14 protein-coding genes are annotated in these 18968 nt (G+C 60.6%); 9 read left to right on the top strand and 5 right to left on the bottom strand.

Features of this window, described 5'->3' with window-relative positions; all coding sequences use genetic code 11:
- Positions 1 to 60: 60 nt before the first annotated feature.
- On the bottom strand, positions 61 to 780 hold the full coding sequence (locus tag I6L35_RS14915; RefSeq protein ID WP_005360030.1) for a GntR family transcriptional regulator: 720 nt from the start codon (positions 778 to 780) through the stop codon (positions 61 to 63).
- A 247-nt stretch (positions 781 to 1027) separates the two neighbouring features.
- On the opposite strand from I6L35_RS14915, the gene mngA reads away from it, so the two are divergent.
- Together mngA and mngB are read left to right on the top strand one after the other, a co-directional pair.
- Positions 1028 to 2974 carry a PTS 2-O-a-mannosyl-D-glycerate transporter subunit IIABC gene (gene mngA / locus I6L35_RS14910; RefSeq protein ID WP_216978596.1) on the top strand — a complete coding sequence of 649 codons (1947 nt, stop codon included), beginning with the start codon at positions 1028 to 1030 and terminating at the stop codon, positions 2972 to 2974.
- An 86-nt stretch (positions 2975 to 3060) separates the two neighbouring features.
- Positions 3061 to 5715, top strand: a complete 2655-nt coding sequence (mngB, locus tag I6L35_RS14905; protein WP_216978595.1) for a mannosylglycerate hydrolase — start codon at positions 3061 to 3063, stop codon at positions 5713 to 5715.
- Positions 5716 to 5885: 170 nt separating this feature from the next.
- Here mngB and I6L35_RS14900 read toward each other — a convergent pair whose 3' ends face one another.
- Positions 5886 to 6875, bottom strand: a complete 990-nt coding sequence (locus I6L35_RS14900; RefSeq protein ID WP_058057457.1) for a D-alanine--D-alanine ligase — start codon at positions 6873 to 6875, stop codon at positions 5886 to 5888.
- Between the two features lie 204 nt (positions 6876 to 7079).
- Entirely contained in the window at positions 7080 to 7688 is a 609-nt protein-coding gene (locus I6L35_RS14895) for a 2OG-Fe(II) oxygenase (protein ID WP_216978594.1), read from the bottom strand.
- Between the two features lie 349 nt (positions 7689 to 8037).
- Here I6L35_RS14895 and I6L35_RS14890 point away from each other — a divergent pair, with 349 nt between their 5' ends.
- Positions 8038 to 8514 (top strand): glutathione peroxidase, encoded by a 477-nt coding sequence (locus tag I6L35_RS14890; RefSeq protein ID WP_100653573.1) that lies wholly within the window; start codon positions 8038 to 8040, stop codon positions 8512 to 8514.
- Positions 8515 to 8696: 182 nt separating this feature from the next.
- A complete protein-coding gene (locus tag I6L35_RS14885; protein ID WP_100653572.1) occupies positions 8697 to 10085 on the top strand; it encodes a DEAD/DEAH box helicase in 1389 nt (462 codons plus the stop codon).
- A 111-nt stretch (positions 10086 to 10196) separates the two neighbouring features.
- On the opposite strand, the gene hutW is transcribed toward I6L35_RS14885, so the two are convergent.
- Complete coding sequence (gene hutW, locus I6L35_RS14880) at positions 10197 to 11558, bottom strand: heme anaerobic degradation radical SAM methyltransferase ChuW/HutW (RefSeq protein ID WP_216978593.1); 1362 nt, start codon at positions 11556 to 11558, stop codon at positions 10197 to 10199.
- Between the two features lie 256 nt (positions 11559 to 11814).
- Here hutW and I6L35_RS14875 point away from each other — a divergent pair, with 256 nt between their 5' ends.
- Positions 11815 to 13410 (top strand): methyl-accepting chemotaxis protein, encoded by a 1596-nt coding sequence (locus tag I6L35_RS14875; RefSeq protein ID WP_216978592.1) that lies wholly within the window; start codon positions 11815 to 11817, stop codon positions 13408 to 13410.
- 134 nt (positions 13411 to 13544) lie between these two features.
- Here the strand turns inward: I6L35_RS14875 and I6L35_RS14870 are convergent, their stop codons facing one another.
- Positions 13545 to 14561, bottom strand: a complete 1017-nt coding sequence (locus tag I6L35_RS14870; RefSeq protein ID WP_216978591.1) for a S66 peptidase family protein — start codon at positions 14559 to 14561, stop codon at positions 13545 to 13547.
- Between the two features lie 265 nt (positions 14562 to 14826).
- Here I6L35_RS14870 and I6L35_RS14865 point away from each other — a divergent pair, with 265 nt between their 5' ends.
- From I6L35_RS14865 to asrC, 4 genes are all read left to right on the top strand, one after another.
- A complete protein-coding gene (locus tag I6L35_RS14865) occupies positions 14827 to 15669 on the top strand; it encodes a patatin family protein (RefSeq protein ID WP_042053080.1) in 843 nt (280 codons plus the stop codon).
- A gap of 200 nt (positions 15670 to 15869) precedes the next feature.
- Positions 15870 to 16928: an anaerobic sulfite reductase subunit AsrA gene (asrA, locus tag I6L35_RS14860; RefSeq protein WP_043819574.1), complete on the top strand. Its 1059-nt coding sequence runs from the start codon at positions 15870 to 15872 to the stop codon at positions 16926 to 16928.
- Position 16929: 1 nt separating this feature from the next.
- A complete protein-coding gene (gene asrB, locus I6L35_RS14855) occupies positions 16930 to 17769 on the top strand; it encodes an anaerobic sulfite reductase subunit AsrB (RefSeq protein ID WP_216978590.1) in 840 nt (279 codons plus the stop codon).
- Between the two features lie 11 nt (positions 17770 to 17780).
- Positions 17781 to 18791 (top strand): sulfite reductase subunit C, encoded by a 1011-nt coding sequence (gene asrC / locus I6L35_RS14850; RefSeq protein ID WP_040066440.1) that lies wholly within the window; start codon positions 17781 to 17783, stop codon positions 18789 to 18791.
- Positions 18792 to 18968 lie beyond the last annotated feature (177 nt).

The raw sequence follows: 18968 nt of genomic DNA, 5'->3' as shown, positions 1-18968 counted from the left end.
ACAAAGGCCACCACCGCAAACACGGTGGTGGCCTTTTTTATCTCGGGTGCTGTCGCCTGCTCACCCCTTGGTGCGGCGGGCGACCAGAGTGAACTTGTAATCATCGCTCTTGAAGAAGTTGCGACTGAACTCGAACACTGTGCCATCTTGCAAGAAGCCGCGGGAGACCTTCTCGATAATGGGTTTGGCGGGATCGATACCGAGCGCCTCCACCACCTGCGCCGAGGGGAGCACCGGAATGATCTCCTGCTCGCTGCGGTCGATCACCAGCTGCTTCACCTCTTCGATGTAGTGGTACTTGGAGCCCTGCATCACCGCATAGCTGAGATCGGGGAAGAGAGCGAGCGGCATCCAGGTCTCCTCCAGCGTTACCGCGATCTGGCGAATAAAGCGCACCCGCTTGACGTAGTAGACCAGCGCCCCTTCCAGCAGATTGAGCCGCTCGGCCAGCTCGCTGCTTGCCTTGATCACCTCGAAAGCGAGAATGTCGCTGTGGGTCTCGGCCGCCGGATCGGTCACCTTCTCATAGAGACTGGTGAGCTGATAGATGTCGTAGTTCACCTTCTCCTGCCGCACGTAGCTGCCGCTGCCCTGAATGCTCTCGATGACGTTGAGTTCGGTCAGCTGCTTGAGGGCCTGACGCACCGTCACCCGGCTCACCCCGAACTGCTCGCGCAGCTCGGCTTCGGTGGGCAGGGCATCGCCGGGGGCCAGCTCCCCTTGCGCAATCCACTGCTGGATGGTGTCGGCTATCTGGCGATACATGGGTTTTTTCGACACGAACGGCCACCTCGTCGGCTCTGCACCATGATAAATGGAAGAGGCGCCATTCTACCCCAGTTGCCCGGCAGACAAAACGGCTCAGCCTCATTTGACCTAACAAATCACCTTGAACAAACAATACAAAAACAATACAAATAGTGAATTGTATGATACCACTCACAAAAATCAGTCGGCCGGTTTGTTAGCATCGCTGTCACTTTCACCATGACGGCTTGCTGGCAAGCCAACCTGACAGAGGATCATCATGAATCTGACCAGTCTTACCGGCCCCCATCTCATCACGTTGCAAACCCGGTTTGCCGATCGGGATGCGGCCATTCATGCCCTGGCTGATCGGCTCGATCAGGCCGGCAAGCTGCACGACAAGGCCGCCTTTCTGGCCGCGGTCATGGCCCGCGAGGCGCAGGGCCCCACCGCCCTTGGCGAAGGGCTGGCAGTGCCCCACGGCAAGTGTGATGCGGTGCGTGAAGCGGCCTTTGCCGTCGCGACCTTGAGCGAGGAGCTGGGCTGGGAGGGGATCGACGGCCCCGAGCCGGTCAACCTGATCTTCATGCTGGCGATCCCGACCGATCAGGCGGGCTCCACCCACATGCAGCTGCTCACCACCCTCACCACTGCCCTGGTGGATGACGATACCCGCGAGGCGGTGCTGGCGGCCCAGAGTGCCGAGCAGCTGATGGCGCTGCTTGATGGTGAAGGGGATGGCGACAAGCAACCAGAAAAAGAAGACAACTTAAATACAAATAAACCCACTGTGGTCTGTGTCACCGCCTGCCCGGCGGGGATCGCCCACACCTATATGGCTGCCGAGTATCTGGAAAAGGCGGGGCGCAAGCTGGGCATTCGGGTACTGGTCGAAAAGCAGGGTGCCAACGGCATCGAGGATCGCCTGCCGCAAGAGGCGCTCGATGCTGCGGTGGCCTGTATCTTCGCCGCCGAGGTGGCCATCAAGGAGCAGGAGCGTTTCGCCGGTATCCCCCGGATCGAGACGCCGGTGGCCGAGCCCATCCGCCATGCCGAGCGGATCCTCAATGATGCGCTGGAAGCGGCCAAGGCCGGTCGCACAGCCCCGACGCCCAACCCCGGCCAGAGCGATGCGCCGACCAGCAAAAAGGTGACCCTCAAGACCGAGCTCAAGCAGGCGCTGCTGAGCGGTATCTCCTTTGCCGTACCGCTGATCGTGGCAGGCGGTACCGTGCTCGCCGTCTCTGTGCTGCTGGCCCAGATCTTCGGCCTGCAACATCTATTTGATACCGAGAACTCCTGGCTCTGGATGTACCGCAAGCTGGGCGGTGGCATGCTGGGCACCCTGATGGTGCCGGTGCTGGCGGCCTATACCGCCTACTCGCTGGCAGACAAACCGGCGCTGGGCCCGGGCTTTGCGGCGGGACTGGCCGCCAACATGATTGGCTCCGGTTTTCTTGGCGGTGTGGTCGGTGGTCTTATCGCCGGTTACCTGATGCGCTGGGTCAAGCAGCATGTGCGTCTGAGCCCCAACTTCAACGGCTTTCTCACCTTTTACCTCTATCCGGTGATCGGCACCCTGGTGGCGGGCAGCCTGATGCTGTTTGTCATCGGCCAGCCGGTAGCCTGGCTCAACAACAGCCTCACCGAGTGGCTCAACGGCCTCTCCGGCACCAATGCGCTGGTACTGGGCGCCTTGCTCGGCTTTATGTGCTCGTTTGACTTGGGTGGCCCGGTCAACAAGGCGGCCTACGCCTTCTGCCTCGGCGCCATGGCCAACGGGGTCTACGGCCCCTACGCCATCTTCGGCGCGGTCAAGATGGTCTCGGCCTTTACCGTCACCTTCTCCACCCTGCTGGCGCCGCGCCTGTTCCAGACCTTCGAGATCGAGACCGGCAAGTCGACCTGGCTGCTGGGGCTGGCAGGGATCACCGAGGGCGCCATTCCGATGGCCATCGAAGATCCGATCCGGGTGATCGGCTCCTTCCTCGCAGGCTCGGTGGTCACCGGCGCCATGGTGGGAGCCATGGGGATTGGTCTCTCCACCCCGGGGGCTGGCATCTTCTCCCTCTTCCTGCTCCACGATGGCGGCCACGGTGCCCTGATGGCTGCCGCCGTCTGGCTCGGTGCGGCACTGGTGGGCACCCTTATCTCCACTGTGGTGCTGATCGGCTGGCGCCGTCACGCTATGCAGCGCGGCACCTATCAGGTGGTCACCGCAGAGTAAGGCGCATCTTCACCACCACTTTTTCAACAGACTATTTTTCCGCACGGCAGGCAAGGGCCGCCGTGCGTCAGCAAAGGATCATTGTCATGACAGTTTCACGAGTTCACATCACGCCGCACATGCACTGGGATCGGGAGTGGTACTTCACCACCGAGGAGTCCCGCATCCTGCTGGTCAACAACATGGCGGAGATCCTGGCGCGTCTTGAATCCGACCCCGACTACAAGTTCTATGTGCTGGACGGCCAGACCGCGGTGCTGGAGGATTACTTCGCCATCCAGCCCGAGAACAAGGCCCGGGTGAAGGCGCTGGTGGAAGCGGGCAAGCTCATCATCGGCCCCTGGTACACCCAGACCGACACCATGCAGGTGAGCGGCGAGTCCATCCTGCGCAACCTGCTCTACGGGATGCGCGACTGCCTTAGCCTTGGCGAGCCGATGAAGATCGGTTACCTGCCCGACTCGTTCGGCATGTCTTCCCAGCTGCCCCACATCTTCAACGGCTTCGGGATTGACCGAGCCATGTTCTGGCGCGGCTGCTCAGAGCGCCACGGTACCGACAAGACCGAGTTCCTCTGGCAGAGCAACGATGGCAGCGAGGTGACCGCCCAGGTGCTGCCGCTCGGCTACGCCATCGGCAAGTACCTGCCGGAAGATGAGGCGGGGCTGCGCAAGCGGCTCGAATCCTACTTCGAGGTGCTGGAGAAGGCCTCGGTGACCAAGGATATCCTGCTGCCCAACGGCCACGACCAGATGCCGCTGCAACAGAACATCTTCGCCATCATCGACAAGCTGCGCGAAATCTACCCCCAGCGTGAATTCCACATGAGCCGCTTCGAGCAGGTCTTCGAGCGCATCGAGGCGTGCCGTGACCAACTGGCCACCCTCAAGGGGGAGTTCAACGACGGCAAATATATGCGGGTACACCGCACCATCTCCTCCACCCGGATGGACATCAAGCTGGCCCATGCCGCCATCGAGAACAAGATCGTCAACATCCTCGAGCCGCTGGCAAGCATCGCCTGGGCGCTCGGCTTTGAGTACCATCACGGGCTTTTGGAGAAGATGTGGAAGGAGATCATGAAGAACCACGCCCATGACAGCATCGGCTGCTGCTGCAGCGACAAGGTGCATCAGGAGGTGATGACCCGCTTCATTCTGGCCGACGACATGGCCGAGAACCTGATCCGCTTCTACATGCGCAAGATTGTCGACAACATGCCGGTGGCACTTTGCGAAGACGGAGTACAGGTGGCTGACAAGCTCTGCCTGTTCAACCTGATGCCCTTCCCCCGTCAGGAGGTGATCAATACCAGCATCCGCATTCGCGCCCAATCCTTTGCCCTGCGCGATGAGGCGGGCCAACCGGTCCCCTACTTCATCCGCGCCAAGCGCGAGATTGACCCGGGTCTGGTGGACAGACAGATCGTTCACTACGGCAACTACGAGCCCTTTATGGAGTACGACATCCAGCTCTGCCATCCGCTGCCGGCCATGGGCTACTGCACCCTCCATATCGAGGGCAACCAGCCGGGACTGGAGCAGCCGGTGACGGCCAGCGGCGAGCTGCTGGAGAACGATTTTTACCGCATCGCCCTCAATGACAACGGCACCCTGCAGATCCTGGACAAGCTGCGCGGCACCACCTTCGATCAAGTGCTCACGCTGGAAGAGGGCTCCGATGATGGTGACGAGTATGACTACTCGCCGTCGCGGGACGAGTGGCTGCGCTACTCCACCGAGTTTGCAGTGACCCGCGAGATCACCCATCAGGCGTGGCAGAGCATCGCCACTCTCACATTGCGTATGGCCTTGCCTGCCAACCTCGCCGAGCGAGCCAACCGTCAGTGCAGCGGTCACCTCGATGTCACCTGCCGCATCACCCTGGCTCATCAGAGTCCGCGCATCGACATCGAGCTGGAGCTCGACAATCAGGCCGATGACCACAGGGTGCGGGTGCTGATCCCCACCCCCTTCCCGAGCGACACCGTGGTTTCCGATAACCAGTTTGGCTGCATCACCCGCCCCACCCGCGACAGCGCCATGGCGAACTGGGAAGCGGAGGGGTGGAAAGAGGCCCCCATTCCGGTCTGGCAGCTGATGAACTTCGTCGCCCTGCAAGATGGCAAGCAGGGGCTGGCGGTGCTGAGCGACGGTCTACGCGAGTTTGAAGTGATTGGCGAGCAGTGCGACACCCTGGCACTCACCCTGCTGCGCGGGGTCGGCGTACTCGGTAAAGAGGAGCTGCTGCTGCGCCCCGGTCGCCCCTCCGGCATCAAGCTCCCCACCCTGGACTCTCAGGTGCGCGGCAAGTTCAGCTGCCGTTTCAGCCTGCAGGCATTTGCTGGCGATCACATCAGCGCCAATGTGATGCAGGCGGCGCGCAGCTACCTCACCCCGGTGCGCTGCTACAACAAGATCCCGTTCGATGCCATGAAGCTCAACAAGGCGAGCTTCACCACCCCGCTGCACTTCAGTCTGCTCTCCATGGATCCCTCCGGTCCGGTGCTGAGTGCCCTGAAAAAAGCCGAGGATGAAGAGGCGCTGGTGATCCGGGTCTACAACCCGAGCGAACAGGCGGTACTAAAGGGTGGCAAAGTGAGCTGCGAACACGCCCTGAACGACTGGCAAGCGGTGCGGATGGACGAGCAGCCCTTGCCCCTTGAACTGGCCGCTGGCGAATTTGGCGAGCTGGCGCCGTGCCACTCCCGCAGCGTGCGCTTTCGGGTGGCTCGCGGCTAACCGCCGGTAACACCCACAGGTAGCAACAGGCGGGGAAGAGTCATTCCCTCCCCGCCTGTTTATCCCTTCAAGCTGGCCTGCCCCGTTTGATAAAGGCATAAAAAAATCCCCGCCGATTGGCGGGGATTTTTTATTGGATTCTTCTTCATCCCGCGAGCGGGAGAGCACGCTTAGCTGGCCTTGCGCAGGATCTGCTCAAGGTAGTCGGCGAAGCGGTGACCGTGATGCTCCAGCAGTTTCGGGAACATGGAGATGGAGGTCATGCCCGGGAAGGTGTTGATTTCATTCAGCAGGATCTCCCCCTCCTCGGTCAGGAAGAAGTCGATGCGCGAGAGATGGGTCAGTTTCAGCTGACGGAACGCCTTGAGGGCGTACTCGTGGATCGCATCGGCCTGCGCTTGGGTCAACCCCTCGGCACGCAGTGCAGTCTCGGTATGGCTGGCGCTGCTGTACTTCTCTTCATAGGTGTAGAACTTGTCCTGCGGCACGCAGATCTCGCCCGGATAAGTCGCCACCAGCTCGTCACCATACTGGTAAACCGCTACTTCCAGCTCGCGCGGCTTGACTGCTTTCTCGATCAGAACCTGTTCGGAGTAACCGAAGGCATCGGCAATGCCTTTTACCAGATCCGCTTCGTTGCTGGCGGAGTAGCAGCCAACGGAAGAACCCTGGGAGGCCGCCTTGATAAAGACCTTTCCCCACTTGGCCAGCGCAGCTTTGGCCTCGGCCAGCGCCGCCTCATTTTGCTCGGTCAGGAACAGGTACGGGGTGTTGGGAATGCCGATGGCGGAGAGCCACAGCTTGGTGCTGATCTTGTTGAAGCAGATCTTGCTCGCCTCGGCATCGCAACCGAGATAAGGCAATCCGGCCAGTTCGAGGAAGGATTGCAGATCGCCGGTCTCACCCGGGTAGCCGTGGATGCAGGGCACCACGTAATCCACCGGACGGGCCACGCTGTCGAACGAAAGCAGCTTGTCGAGCCCCAGCTTGCACTCGCGGCCATCGGCACTGAGCCAGCGATCGGCGAACATCTCGACGCGGGTCACTTCGACACCGGGCAGAAGGCCCAGTTGTTGCTCGAGGAAATTGGCGCTGCGCAGAGAAACCTCGTGCTCGGAGCCACCGCCGCCGCACAGCAGCAAGACATGCATGTTCTTCATTAGATGTGATCCCTTGGGAAAAGCGGCCTCGTCATGACCATTTGATAAGCCAACCACCATAAAAACCGGACGAAGCCAGATACGAACATAAGTGCGCGCCAGTGTAGCAAGGGAGATCAACCCTTGTCAGCTGATGGGAGACCCATGACCCCACTTCTTGCAGTGAAAAGTCTCCCCTGTGTCAAAATCGGGACACATTGCCCCTCAGCGCGGGGGATCGACCCTTCCCATGCCGTTGCCATTGACCCGAAACCAACCGGCAATGCTGTAGCGCTCGCGATTGGCAGGCAGCACCTCATGGGGAAACTCCTCGGAGAGAAACATGACCAGCCGCCCCCCCTTGGGGCTGACATCCATCAGAAACAGCTCCTTGTCGTCATACATGCGCAGCACTCCACCCGCTTCGGGCAGCCAGTCGTTGTTGAGGTAAAACACGGTGGTAAGACGGCGGTTGGAGCGACCGGCAAAGGCATCCCGATGGGTAGCGTAAAAATCCCCGCTGCGATAGCGGGCGAAGTGGGCCTCGTAGTCGAACAATCCCAGCATCAGCATCTGGTTGGCGGCAAGACGCAGGGACTCCATCCGGGCGAGGTAGTCGGCCACCGGCGCACCGAGGGAGGGCTCCAGCCAGTGAATCTGGTCACGGCGAATATCGGGATTGCCCTGGTGCAGGGCGTCACGGCCAATCCCAGCCGGTTGCCATTCGCTTGGCAAACAGGCTTTGAGGGCATCCACCTCGGCGGCGGTCAAAAAATCATCCACTATCACCCATCCTCGGGTGTAAATGGCATCCATGGCAGCTTGATAGTCCAAGATTGGCTCACAATGAGTGGAAAGAGGGCGCTTTGTAGCGACTTACCGGCAAAGTCACAAACCGGTTTGCTTCTCTTGAGAAGTCCCAACATCAATACGCGAGTTGCAGCTCGCCTCCCCGCTTTTTATCGCCAGTTGTGATCCCGCTCCGCCAACAGGCGTATTGGCTGTCGAAACTGTGATGGCCCTTGCAATCGGGACGAGGAGGCGCCGCGGCCTCCTTGCGGTGCCAAGAGCCAGCCGATACCGTATCCGCATCGCCATGTTGCTGTTTATCCGGCGCTTGTCTCTGTCACCGACCGAACCACTCACGGCACAACCCGCGCATCACCCACGAAAGGATCTTCTCATGCCTCTGCCCGATCTCACTTTGCAACGACTGGATGGTACCCCCTACCCGCTGACTCAACTGGCGGGCAAGGTAGTGCTGGTGGTCAATGTGGCCAGTCGCTGCGGCTTTACTCCCCAATATGAAGGGCTGGAAACGCTCTATCGGGAGCTCGGCCCCAAGGGGCTGGTGATTTTGGGCTTCCCCTGCAACCAGTTCGGTCAGCAGGAGCCGGGGGATGCGGACGAGATCGCCCGCTTCTGCTCCCTCGACTATCCGGTCACCTTCCCCATCATGGCCAAGTGCGATGTCAACGGTGAGCATGCCCATCCCTTCTACCAGTGGCTCAAGCAACAGAAACCGGGATTTCTTGGGCTGGAAAACGTCAAATGGAACTTCACCAAGTTCCTGATCGACCGTGATGGCAATGTGGTAGAGCGTTTCGCCCCCCAGGCCAAACCGGAGAGTCTGGCCGAGCAGATCCGCGAGATACTCTGACTCTCCTGAGCCGTTTTACGCCACTGCGTTGAACGATTGTGTGGCGGCCGGTGCGACAGCTACTGCGCAGCGGCCGCTCTTTTGCTATATTACGGCCCCACTATCTTTTCCATATCGTGGCTGGCCCCAACATGCTGGCTGCCCGTTGAGCCAAAGGCTCATCTCAGGAGTTTCTCTCGAACATGTCATTCAACGAACTGGGTCTGTCTCCGCATATTCTGCGGGCCGTCAAGGAGCTGGGTTACGAACAGCCAACCCCCATCCAGCAGCAAGCGATTCCGGCCATTCTGGCCGGTCAGGATGTGCTCGGCGGCGCTCAGACAGGCACAGGCAAAACGGCCGGTTTCACCCTGCCGATGTTGCAGCGTCTGCTGGCCAACCACGGTCGTGGCCGTCGTCAGGTGCGCGCACTGGTACTGACCCCGACCCGCGAACTGGCGGCCCAGGTTGGCGAGAGCATCATCAAGTATGCCCACCACCTGCCGTTCAAGACTCTGATCGCCTATGGCGGTGTCAGCATCAAGCCCAATCTGGACGCCATCAAGCTGGGTGTGGACATTCTGGTCGCCACCCCGGGCCGTCTGCTGGATCTGCTGACCCAGGGCGCCCTGACCCTGAGCCAGCTGGAAGTGCTGGTGCTGGATGAAGCGGATCGCATGCTCGACATGGGTTTTATCGTCGACATCCGCCGCATCATGAAGGCGCTGCCTGCAGAGCGGCAAACCCTGCTCTTCTCTGCCACCTTCTCAAACGACATCAAGGCGCTGGCCGATGATCTGCTCAACGATCCCACCCTGATCGAGGTGGACCCCAGCAATACTGCCGCCGAGCAGGTGACCCAGCGCATCATTCAGGTGGATCGGGAACGCCGCCGCGAGCTGCTCTCCCACATGATTGGCCGTGGCAACTGGCAGCGGGTGCTGGTGTTTGTTCGCACCAAGCAGATCGCCGACCGCCTCGCCCAGCAGATGCAAAAAGATGGCCTCAATACCGTGGCGATCCACGGTGACAAGAGCCAGGGTGCCCGCAACCGGGCGCTGGCCGATTTTCGCAGTGGCGAGGTGCGGGTGCTGGTGGCGACCGATATCGCCGCCCGCGGTCTCGATATCGATCAACTGCCCTACGTGATCAACTTTGAACTGCCCCAGATGGCGGAGGATTACATCCACCGTATCGGCCGTACCGGCCGCGCCGGTCGTGGCGGCGAGGCCATCTCGCTGGTCAGTCAGGACGAGCTGGGTCAGCTCAAGGCGATCGAAGCCCTGATCGGCCAATCCTTGTCCGTGGAGATCCTGGAAGGGTATGAGCCAAGCGGCAAGCCGAGTCGCCAGACTCTGCCGGGCAGCAAGCCGGTGCAGAACCCGCCTCGGTCTCGCGGTCATGCCAACGCCAAGAGCAGCAATGCCAAGGGCAAGCCAGCCGCGGGCAAGGGCAAAGCCAAGGGTGACGCCAGCAAAAAACCTGCACCGGCCCGCAAGCGGGAAGTAGTGGGCGAGGATATCGGCTTTGCGCCAATGCGCCGCTTGCCCAAAGCAATGCGCGACAGCTATCAGGAGAGCAGCGACGAGTAAGCTCGCGCGACGCTAACTGCCAAGCCAAAAGAGGGGGCCTGCAAGGCTCCCTCTTTCGTTATGGATCGCTCGGAGCCATGCAAGTGCTCCGTGCAAATGCTCCGCTCGGGCTCAAACCAGCGAATGGCGTACCGCGGCAGTACCATGGCTGGGCGGCGCAGAACCATCGAGCGGATTGAGCTGCAAGAACTCGAACAAGCCAGCCTGCATATTGACGTTCCAGAAGCGTCCGGCGAGGGTAAGTTGCAAGCGTGCGCTCCCGATCTCGGCCAGCCCGTGCTGCTGCCAGGCGGAAAAAAGCGGCATCAGATGGGTCAGCAAAGGCGCTGGCAGACGATCCAGCGCCAGCACACCGCTGTCGAGGGCGCCACGGAGCAGACCGTCCATCCTTGCATTGGGATTGCGTCCCATCACCATCCCGGGCGCCCGCTTGCCACTGGCCAGCGCGTCATGCCAGGGGGCCAGATCCCGACCATACATCAAGCCGTGGCCAAGAATGCTGCCCCCCGCACCGGCGCCAAAGGGGAGGATCTCCGCACCGCGCTTGGCCATCTGGTTATAACGGCTCTGCTCGGCCGGGCTGCGCCGCCAGTGACTGCAAGAGAGACGCTCCCAGCCGTGGGCTTCCAGTTGCGCCCCGCCATAGGCATACATGGCCGCCCGCTGCTGGCCATCGGCGAGCCAATCCAGGGTGCCCTTCTCCTGCGCTCGCTCCAGATTGGTGCCCTGCATGGCGATGAGCTGGTAGAGATCGACCCCGTGTACACCGCTCGCCATCACATCGCGGATATCCTGCTGCCACACGGCATCATCCTGACCGGGCAGACCAAAGATGAGATCCGCCACGATCACAGCCGCATCATCCCGGGTCAACTCACCCAAACGGGTCAGCAAGGTCTCCCTGTCATCGAAACGGGCCGCCTGCTGACGCACCCGGGTATCAAAGCTCTGCACCCCGAACGAGAAGCGGTTGAAGCCCCCCGCCAACGCCACCTGCCATTTCTCATCATCAAAGCCGTTGAGGCGTCCCTCCAGCGTCACCTCGGCATCCGCCGCCAGCGGAAAACGGCGGATCACGGCGGCCAGCATGGCCAGCTCGTCGGCGCTCATATCGGTCGGCGTACCGCCCCCCACATAGACGGCTGAAAACGGCATGCTCTGCGCCAGCGGGGTGTCAGCCGCCTGCGCAAGGGAGGCGCAGAGGGCGTTGACATAACGGTTGATCCGCGCCGGGTTGGCACCATTTTCAAAGAAATTGCAGAAGCTGCAGCGCTTTCGGCAAAACGGAAAATGGATGTAAAGGGCGCGCTCCTCAGCTTCACTCTCTCGCTGCCACCAGCTCTGCCAGCCAGCCTCATCCAGCGGGAAGGGGCGCATCCCTCCCCGACTGGCGTGAGCCGAGGTCTTGGCGCTAAAAGCAAACTTGAGGGGATCCGGCGTGGCAATACCGGTCATGGAAGGGGTCAGATTCATGATGGTCACTATTATCAGCAAATAATGACAATGATAACGATTATCGTTACTAGCAATTTGTTCTGGATCAACCCGAGGAGCAGCCCCCCTCCCGAAAGGCATTTTGGCAACCAGCATTACCGATCTGCTTAACAGATTATTTACTCAAGAGTGGTTATCGTGTGCCGATAGAGAACCATCTCCCGCCGTTTCTTCGTCTACGATCAAGATGATACGGGATCACATAACAACACCAAGCGCATGGAACTTGCCCAAAATGCATAACCTCTCCTTGAACTGGAAAATATTCCTCCCTCTTGCGCTGGTCATCAGCACCACCTTTGGCCTCTGCTTCGAACTCTCCGCCTGGCTGCAACGGGATCTCGCCATCCGGCTGGCAGAGGAGAAAGTTGAGAGCATGGCCAACACCTATATGGATCAGGTGAACGTGCTGATGATGACAGGTGGCATGGCCAACCGGCAGATAGTGCAGACCAAACTCAAGAGTGAAGCGGGCATCGTTGAGGCCCGTCTGGTGCGCGCACCAGCAGTAAGCAACCTGTTTGGCCCGGGTCATCCGGATCAGAAAGTGCAGGATCCCCTCGATGAGCGAGCCATCAATCAGGGCGAAGCCATTCTGGAGCAGCAGGGCAACCGGCTCACCCTGATCAAACCGTTCAAAGCCTACAAGGAGTATCGCGGCACCCAGTGCCTCACCTGTCACCAGGTCAATGAAGGGACCGTGATGGGGGCAGTACGGATCAGTTATGACCTCAGCCACACCTTCGGCGAGATCCGCCACAACAACCTGATCCTGAGCGGCAGCTTGGCCGCCGTCTTCAGCCTCGGCTTCGGCTTGCTCTGGTGGGTATTGCAACGTTACGTGAAACACCCTCTGCGCCAGCTGCAGCTCACCATGATCCGGATGGCCAAAGAGCGCGACCTCGCCCTCCCCCTGGTCAATCACAGCCGGGATGAACTGGGCCAGATGACCCGCGCCGTCAATGACATGGTGCAGGGCTTCCGCCACAGCCTGCAGGAGGTGGAAGGGGCAACCCACCAGCTCTATCAGGAGTCAAACCAGATCCGTCAGGTGGCGACCCAGACCGAAAACTCGGCCCGCCAGCAAGAGGGGATGACCACCCAGGTTGCCGCCGCTGTAAGCGAGCTTGCGGCAAGCTCCCACGAAGTGCGCGAACATGCCCGCAAGAGCGCCGAGCTCTCCGCCCTCACCAATCAGGATGCCGCCAATACCAGCCGCCTCGCCCAGCACTCCATCATAGATATGGGCGAGATGTCGGCAGAAATTGATCGGGTGGATCAGGTGATCCAGCAACTCGATAGCCGCTGCCTCGCCGTTGACGGTGTGCTTGAGGTGATCAAGGGGATTGCCGATCAGACCAACCTGCTGGCCCTCAACGCCGCCATTGAAGCGGCCAGGGCCGGCGAGCAGGGCCGTGGCTTTGCGGTGGTAGCCGATGAAGTGCGGGCCCTCTCTAACCGTAGCCGCGCCGCCAGCGAGGAGATCTCCCAGATGATCGCCGCCCTGCAAAACGAGGCCCAAAGCGCCGTTGTGGTGATCGGGGATGCAAAAAGCAAAGCCGGTGAGAGCATCAGCAAGACAGAGGCAACCCTGGCGGCCATGCAAAACATCATTGGACGCATTGCCAGCATCAATGACCTCAACGCCCAGATGGCACAATCAGCAGAAGAGCAGGACAGGGTCTGCAGCGAAGTGGATCACGCGGTCAGCGACATTCGCAATACGTCCAATGACACTCTGGGTCAGGCCCATGCCGCCAACCTCGCCAGTATCCAGCTGGTCGAGCAGTGTCAAAAACTGGAGGCCTTGCTGAAAACCTACCGCTGGTAATCCAGCCAATGGCAACAAGCGCGCTCCCGAGTCGCGCTTGTTGCCGCAAACTACCCTTGATGGGCGGTGTCGAGCATTCATCAATCCTCTTCAGCACATAGCATGTGTGCTTCATCTCCCTTGGCAACATAGCCTCAACAGTCATCCCACCAGGGATCCAGCAAGGTGAGCTGCTGGCGGTCGAGATCGAGCGCCACCTCGATACCCAGCGGCAACGTCAGCATGGGGTGGGTATGGGCGCAGTCAAACTCCGCCAGAATGGGGAAGTTCGGCTCCCCCACCACCTCCAGCAGGATATCGAGGGGGCGCTTGCCGCTGCACTGATCGTTGAACAACTCGTGCTTGCCGAGGATAAGCGCGCCGATCCGCTCAAACACCCCGCACAGCTTGAGGTGGGCGAAGGAGCGCTCCAGCGTCTCGGCAGATTTCAGGCTGTCTTCCAGCAGCAGAATGTCACCAGACTCGATGGCTGGCATATAGGGGGAGCCCCAGATCCCCGCCATGGTGTTGAGGTTGCCACCCATCAGCCGCCCCTCAACCCGGCCAGAACCCACCGAGCTCAGCCGATTGGGCTGGCAGCGCTTGGCCCGGGTCTGATTCTCCCAGTCCAGCCGTTCATCGCTCCACTGCGCTGGCGTAGGCAGCGTGCAGGGGACGCCAGCTTCATCGGCCAACGCAATCTGTAAAAAACTGGCCAGCGTCTCATCCACCAGCGGCGGCAACTCGCCAAAGGAGGCCACCAGCGCCGGGCCATAAAAGGTAACCAGGCCAGTTTGGGCGTGGATGCCGAGCAGCAGGGCCGTCACATCGGAGTAGCCAACGATGATCTTGGGATCGCGCCTCAGCGCATCAAAATCGAGGTAGGGCAGCAGGGAGTTGGAGTTGCTGCCGCCAATCACCGACATGATGCAGCGCACTTCTGGGTCGCGAATAAGGGCGTTGAGCTCCTCGGCCCGCGCGGCAATGGAGCCGGATCGCCAGTGATCCTGCTGGCCGGTGAGGCTGCCCGCCTTGAGCCTAAAGCCCTGCCCCTCAAGAAAGGCTTTTGCGCGGGCAAAACGGTTGGGTGCCCAAGCGGTCGCCGCGCTGGAGGGGGAGAAAAAAGCGATGGTATCGCCACGTTTAAGCAGCGGGGGAACCAATAACGTCATGACACACTCATCCTTGCCAATATCCAGCCATCACAGAGTCGTTGAGACTCCTACACAACCCCTTTGATCACAACGGGTTTATCAGTGTCGTTTAGAAATACAAAACACTTGATTCATTATTAACAGATATTCTAAACACTATCCCCTTCCTAGAATGACCTCATTGCGATGGCCAACCCCGGTTGGTTGTCAGAACGGTCGGCCTGACAGCCCGGACGTTCTCTTTCCCACTTTTTCTCTCTGACTTATCAATGAGGTGCCTGTCATGAACAAAAACGCATCCCCCAGCGCATTGGTTGTAGAAGGCGGCGCCATGCGCGGCATATTTGCCAGCGGCGTGCTGGATGCGTTTATCGAGCATGACTATCGCCCCTTTGACTTCGCCATCGGCGTCTCGGCGGGGGCCACCAACTTGCTGGCTTATCTCGCCAGCCAGCATGGCCGTAGCCACGAGATCCTGACCAAACTGGCGTGCAGCCAGCAGTTTATGGATCCCCTGCGTTTTGCCAAGGGGGGCAATCTGGTGGATATCCACTGGCTGTGGAACACCAGCTGCAGCAAGTATCCTCTCGACATTCACGCCTACCGGGAGACCGGCATCCCCTTCTATGCGGTGGTGACCAATACCCTGACCGGCAAGGCGGAGTACATCCGGGTCAAGCCGGAGAACATGAACGAGGTGCTGCCCGCCAGCTGCGCCATTCCCCTCGCCTCCCACGAATACCCGGAAGTGCACGGGGTACCGATGACAGATGGCGGGGTAGCCGACTCCATCCCGGTGATCGAGGCCTACCGCCGCGGTGCCCGTCACCTGACGGTGATCCTCTCCGAGCCCCTTGGCTATCGGCTAAAGCCGATGCCCTTCCCCTGGATGATCCGCACCCTGCTCAAGACCCGTCCCGCGCTGGCACAGGCGCTGGAGCAGCGGGATCGCAGCTACAACGAGGCGCTCGATTTTATCGCCAATCCGCCGGAGGACTGCCAGATCGAGGTGATCGCCCCGGCTGACTACTTCCCCGTTTCCCGTTTTACCCGCGATATCAACAAGCTGGAGATGGGATACGTGATGGGCAAGTGCGCAGGCTATCAGGCCGCCCTGCTCAATTGATAAGGGTTTTACAGGCATGACCCGACCTGCCGCGACGCACGCGCCGCCAACACAATAACAATCGGGTCAGTTGAGCAACATGAGTCATAAAAACAGACCGTGGCGAGGCAAGCGCGGCCAGAACCGGTGCCAGACACCCTGACCGGCCCGCGCCTCATCCCTATGCCAGGGCATCTCACCCTCATACAAGGTGTTTATTTATGTCGTTTCTTCTCACCCATCCCGCGCTGGCGCAGCTGTTCGAGCGGCTGCTGCCCGATTACCGGATCATGGCGCCCGCGGCCGAATATCGAGGCGGCCGCTTCTCCGACACCGACAACGTCACCTACCACAGCATCCGCCATCCGGCCGATCTGGTGTGGCAGGAGAAGTCCCACTTCTCCCCGAAAGAAGTGGTGCTCCCCATCACCCAGACCCTGTTCCACTTCGACAATCTGGAGCTGCGCGAATCAAAGGTGGAGGCCAAGCCCACCCTGCTGTTCTTGCGCAGCTGCGATATCCACGCTCTGCGCAGGCTGGATCAGGTCTACCTGAAAAATGGCCAGAACAGCGACGTCTACTACGCCAGACTGCGCAGCAAGCTCAAGCTGGTGCTGCTGGAGTGCCGCGAGAGCTTCGAGAACTGCTTCTGCGTCTCCATGGGCAGCAACGAGACCCAGGACTACGCCGCCGCCATTCGTCTGAGCGATGAGGGTGCCCGTATCGAGGTAAAGGATCCCGAGCTGCTCGGCTACTTTGCCGAGCTGGGTGAATCCGATGACTTCACCCCGGAATTTGTCCAGAGCAACCCGGTCAAGGTACGCACCCCGGACAGCGTCTGTGACGACCCCCAGCGGATCCGCCAGATCCTCACCGCCCATCCGGTCTGGGCCGAGTACGACAGCCGCTGCATCGGCTGCGGCCGCTGTACCACCTCCTGCCCGACCTGCAGCTGCTACAGCGTGCACGACCTCACTTATGCCGAGAACCCCAAGCAGGGCGAGCGCCGTCGCCAGTGGGCCAGCTGTATGGTGGATGGCTTTAGCGACATGGCCGGTGGCCACGGTTTTCGCGCCAAACATGGCGAGCGCCTGCGTTATCGCGCCCTGCACAAGGTCAACGACTACAAGGCCCGTCAGGGAGAGGAGCACATGTGCGTCGGCTGCGGCCGCTGCGACGATCGCTGCCCTCACTACATCTCCTTTAGCAACATCATCAACAAGATGACCGATGTGGTCGAACAGACCATCGCAGCCGACAACGCGCAGGGGGCGAACTGATATGTGCCAGTGCCAGCAAACCGCAACCGCAGAACCGCAGCAGGACGTGGTCGAAAACCGCCTGCTGCCCAAGGCCTACACCATTCTGGCCATCGAGCGCCACACCGAACTTGAGTGGAACTTTCGAGTATCACGCGACTTTGATGTCCACTACGGCCAGTTTGTGGAGATCTCCCTGCCCACCGTGGGCGAAGCGCCCATCTCGGCCTCCGACTATGGCGATGGCTATGTGGATCTGTTGATCCGCAAGGTCGGCAAGGTAACCGATGCGCTGTTTGCCCTCGATGTGGGCGACAAGGTGTGGATGCGCGGCGTCCACGGCAACGGCTATCCGCTGGAGACCTATCGCAACCAGCACCTCATCGTGGTGGCGGGCGGCACCGGCGTAGCGCCGGTCAAGGGGCTGCTGCGCCGCTTCAGCAAACATCCGGAAGAGGTGAAATCCCTAGACATGATCCTCGGCTTCAAGAACGAGCAGGCGGTGCTCTATCGCCACGAGATGCCGCTCTGGGCCGAGCAGCAGAACCTTATCGTCACCCTGGACGAGGGCAAGGAGAGCGAGCAGTTTCGCATTGGCCGGGTCACCGACTACATCGACCAGCTGGATCTCGCTGACAAGGAGGATATCCAGGTGATCGTGGTCGGCCCCCCCATCATGATCCGCTTCGTGGTGCTCGCCTTCCTCGAGCGGGGTATCCCCAAGGATCGAATCTGGGTCGACTACGAACGCCGCATGGCCTGCGCCGTGGGCAAATGCGGCCACTGCCGGATGGGCGACACCTATATCTGCGTAGATGGACCGGTCTTTCGTTTTGACCAGGCCCAGCATCTGATCGACTGAGGGAGAACACCATGAGTCTCGATATCGACATCATCAAGGCCCGCGCCAAGAACGAATACCGCCTCTCCAAGGTGCGCGGCGAAGCGATGATCAGCGTACGCATTCCCGGCGGGATCATGCCCGCCCACCTGCTGGCGGTGGCCCAGCAGATCGCCGAACAGTACGGCAACGGCCTGATCCACCTCACCACCCGCCAGAAGCTGGCGATGCCCGGCATCAAATATCAGGACATGGACAAGGTCAACGCCGCCCTCGAACCCTTTATCAAGGAGATCGAGGTGGAGACCTGCGGCATCGAGGTAGAGGACACAACAGCCGGTTACCAGACCATCGGCGGGCGCAATATCGTCGCCTGTCAGGGCAACACCATCTGCCAGAAGGGCAATATCGACTGCACCGGGCTGGCTCAGCGGATGGAGAAGCACCTCTACCCCAACCCCTATCACCTCAAGATGGTGATCGCCGGCTGCCCCAACGACTGCGCCAAGGCCAACATGGCCGACTTCGGCATCCTCGGCATCGCCAAGATCCACTTCAATGCCGAGCGCTGCATCGGCTGCGGCGCCTGCGTCAAGGCATGCAGCCACCACGCGGTGGATTGCCTCGCCATCAAGCATGGCAAGGCGGTGAAGGAGGAGAGCAAGTGTATCGGCTGTGGCGAGTGTGTGCTGGCCTGCCCGACCCTGGCCTGGCAGCGGGATCCCAAGCAGCTCTACATGGTCAAGCTGGGGGGGCGCACCAGCAAGAAGACCCCCCGTACCGGCAAGCTGTTCCTCAACTGGGTCACCGAAGAGGTGCTGCATGCGGTGATCAAGAACCTGTTCGAGTTCGAGGCCGAGATGCTGGATGGCAAGCCCATCTACCTGCACATGGGTCACCTTATCGACCGGGCCGGTTATCACAAGTTCAAGGAGCGGGTGCTGCGCGGCGTCACCCTCAACCCGGAAGCCATGGTCGCTGACCGCATCTTCTGGGCCGAAGATCAGTACGTCGCCAACATGCATGTCAAAGCGGTGCAATAGGAAAAACCTCGTTTGGGGAAGCGTGATCAAGTGGCCGACACCGGTGGGGATCTGTCGTTGGCCCGGGCGTAGATCACCCTTCCCCTTTTTTATTCCCGTCGGGGGATCTTTCCCCCGACCATCAGGGGTACGTCACGGCGTGCCCTGCTATCTCGCCCGGCGCGGCATTGCGAGCGG

It is taken from the genome of Aeromonas sp. FDAARGOS 1405 (assembly GCF_019048265.1).
Taxonomy (GTDB): Bacteria; Pseudomonadota; Gammaproteobacteria; order Enterobacterales; family Aeromonadaceae; genus Aeromonas; species Aeromonas veronii_A.
This window is presented reverse-complemented; position numbering and strand designations above follow the sequence as displayed.

What these genes read in the sequence shown, in the direction of transcription:
- mngA (WP_216978596.1), top strand. Translation starts at nt 1,028, where the DNA reads ATGAATCTGACCAGTCTTACCGGCCCCCATCTCATCACGTTGCAAACC.
- mngB (WP_216978595.1), top strand. Translation starts at nt 3,061, where the DNA reads ATGACAGTTTCACGAGTTCACATCACGCCGCACATGCACTGGGATCGG.
- I6L35_RS14900 (WP_058057457.1), bottom strand. Translation starts at nt 6,875, where the DNA reads ATGAAGAACATGCATGTCTTGCTGCTGTGCGGCGGCGGTGGCTCCGAG.
- I6L35_RS14890 (WP_100653573.1), top strand. Translation starts at nt 8,038, where the DNA reads ATGCCTCTGCCCGATCTCACTTTGCAACGACTGGATGGTACCCCCTAC.
- I6L35_RS14885 (WP_100653572.1), top strand. Translation starts at nt 8,697, where the DNA reads ATGTCATTCAACGAACTGGGTCTGTCTCCGCATATTCTGCGGGCCGTC.
- hutW (WP_216978593.1), bottom strand. Translation starts at nt 11,558, where the DNA reads ATGAATCTGACCCCTTCCATGACCGGTATTGCCACGCCGGATCCCCTC.
- I6L35_RS14875 (WP_216978592.1), top strand. Translation starts at nt 11,815, where the DNA reads ATGCATAACCTCTCCTTGAACTGGAAAATATTCCTCCCTCTTGCGCTG.
- I6L35_RS14870 (WP_216978591.1), bottom strand. Translation starts at nt 14,561, where the DNA reads ATGACGTTATTGGTTCCCCCGCTGCTTAAACGTGGCGATACCATCGCT.
- I6L35_RS14865 (WP_042053080.1), top strand. Translation starts at nt 14,827, where the DNA reads ATGAACAAAAACGCATCCCCCAGCGCATTGGTTGTAGAAGGCGGCGCC.
- asrA (WP_043819574.1), top strand. Translation starts at nt 15,870, where the DNA reads ATGTCGTTTCTTCTCACCCATCCCGCGCTGGCGCAGCTGTTCGAGCGG.
- asrB (WP_216978590.1), top strand. Translation starts at nt 16,930, where the DNA reads ATGTGCCAGTGCCAGCAAACCGCAACCGCAGAACCGCAGCAGGACGTG.
- asrC (WP_040066440.1), top strand. Translation starts at nt 17,781, where the DNA reads ATGAGTCTCGATATCGACATCATCAAGGCCCGCGCCAAGAACGAATAC.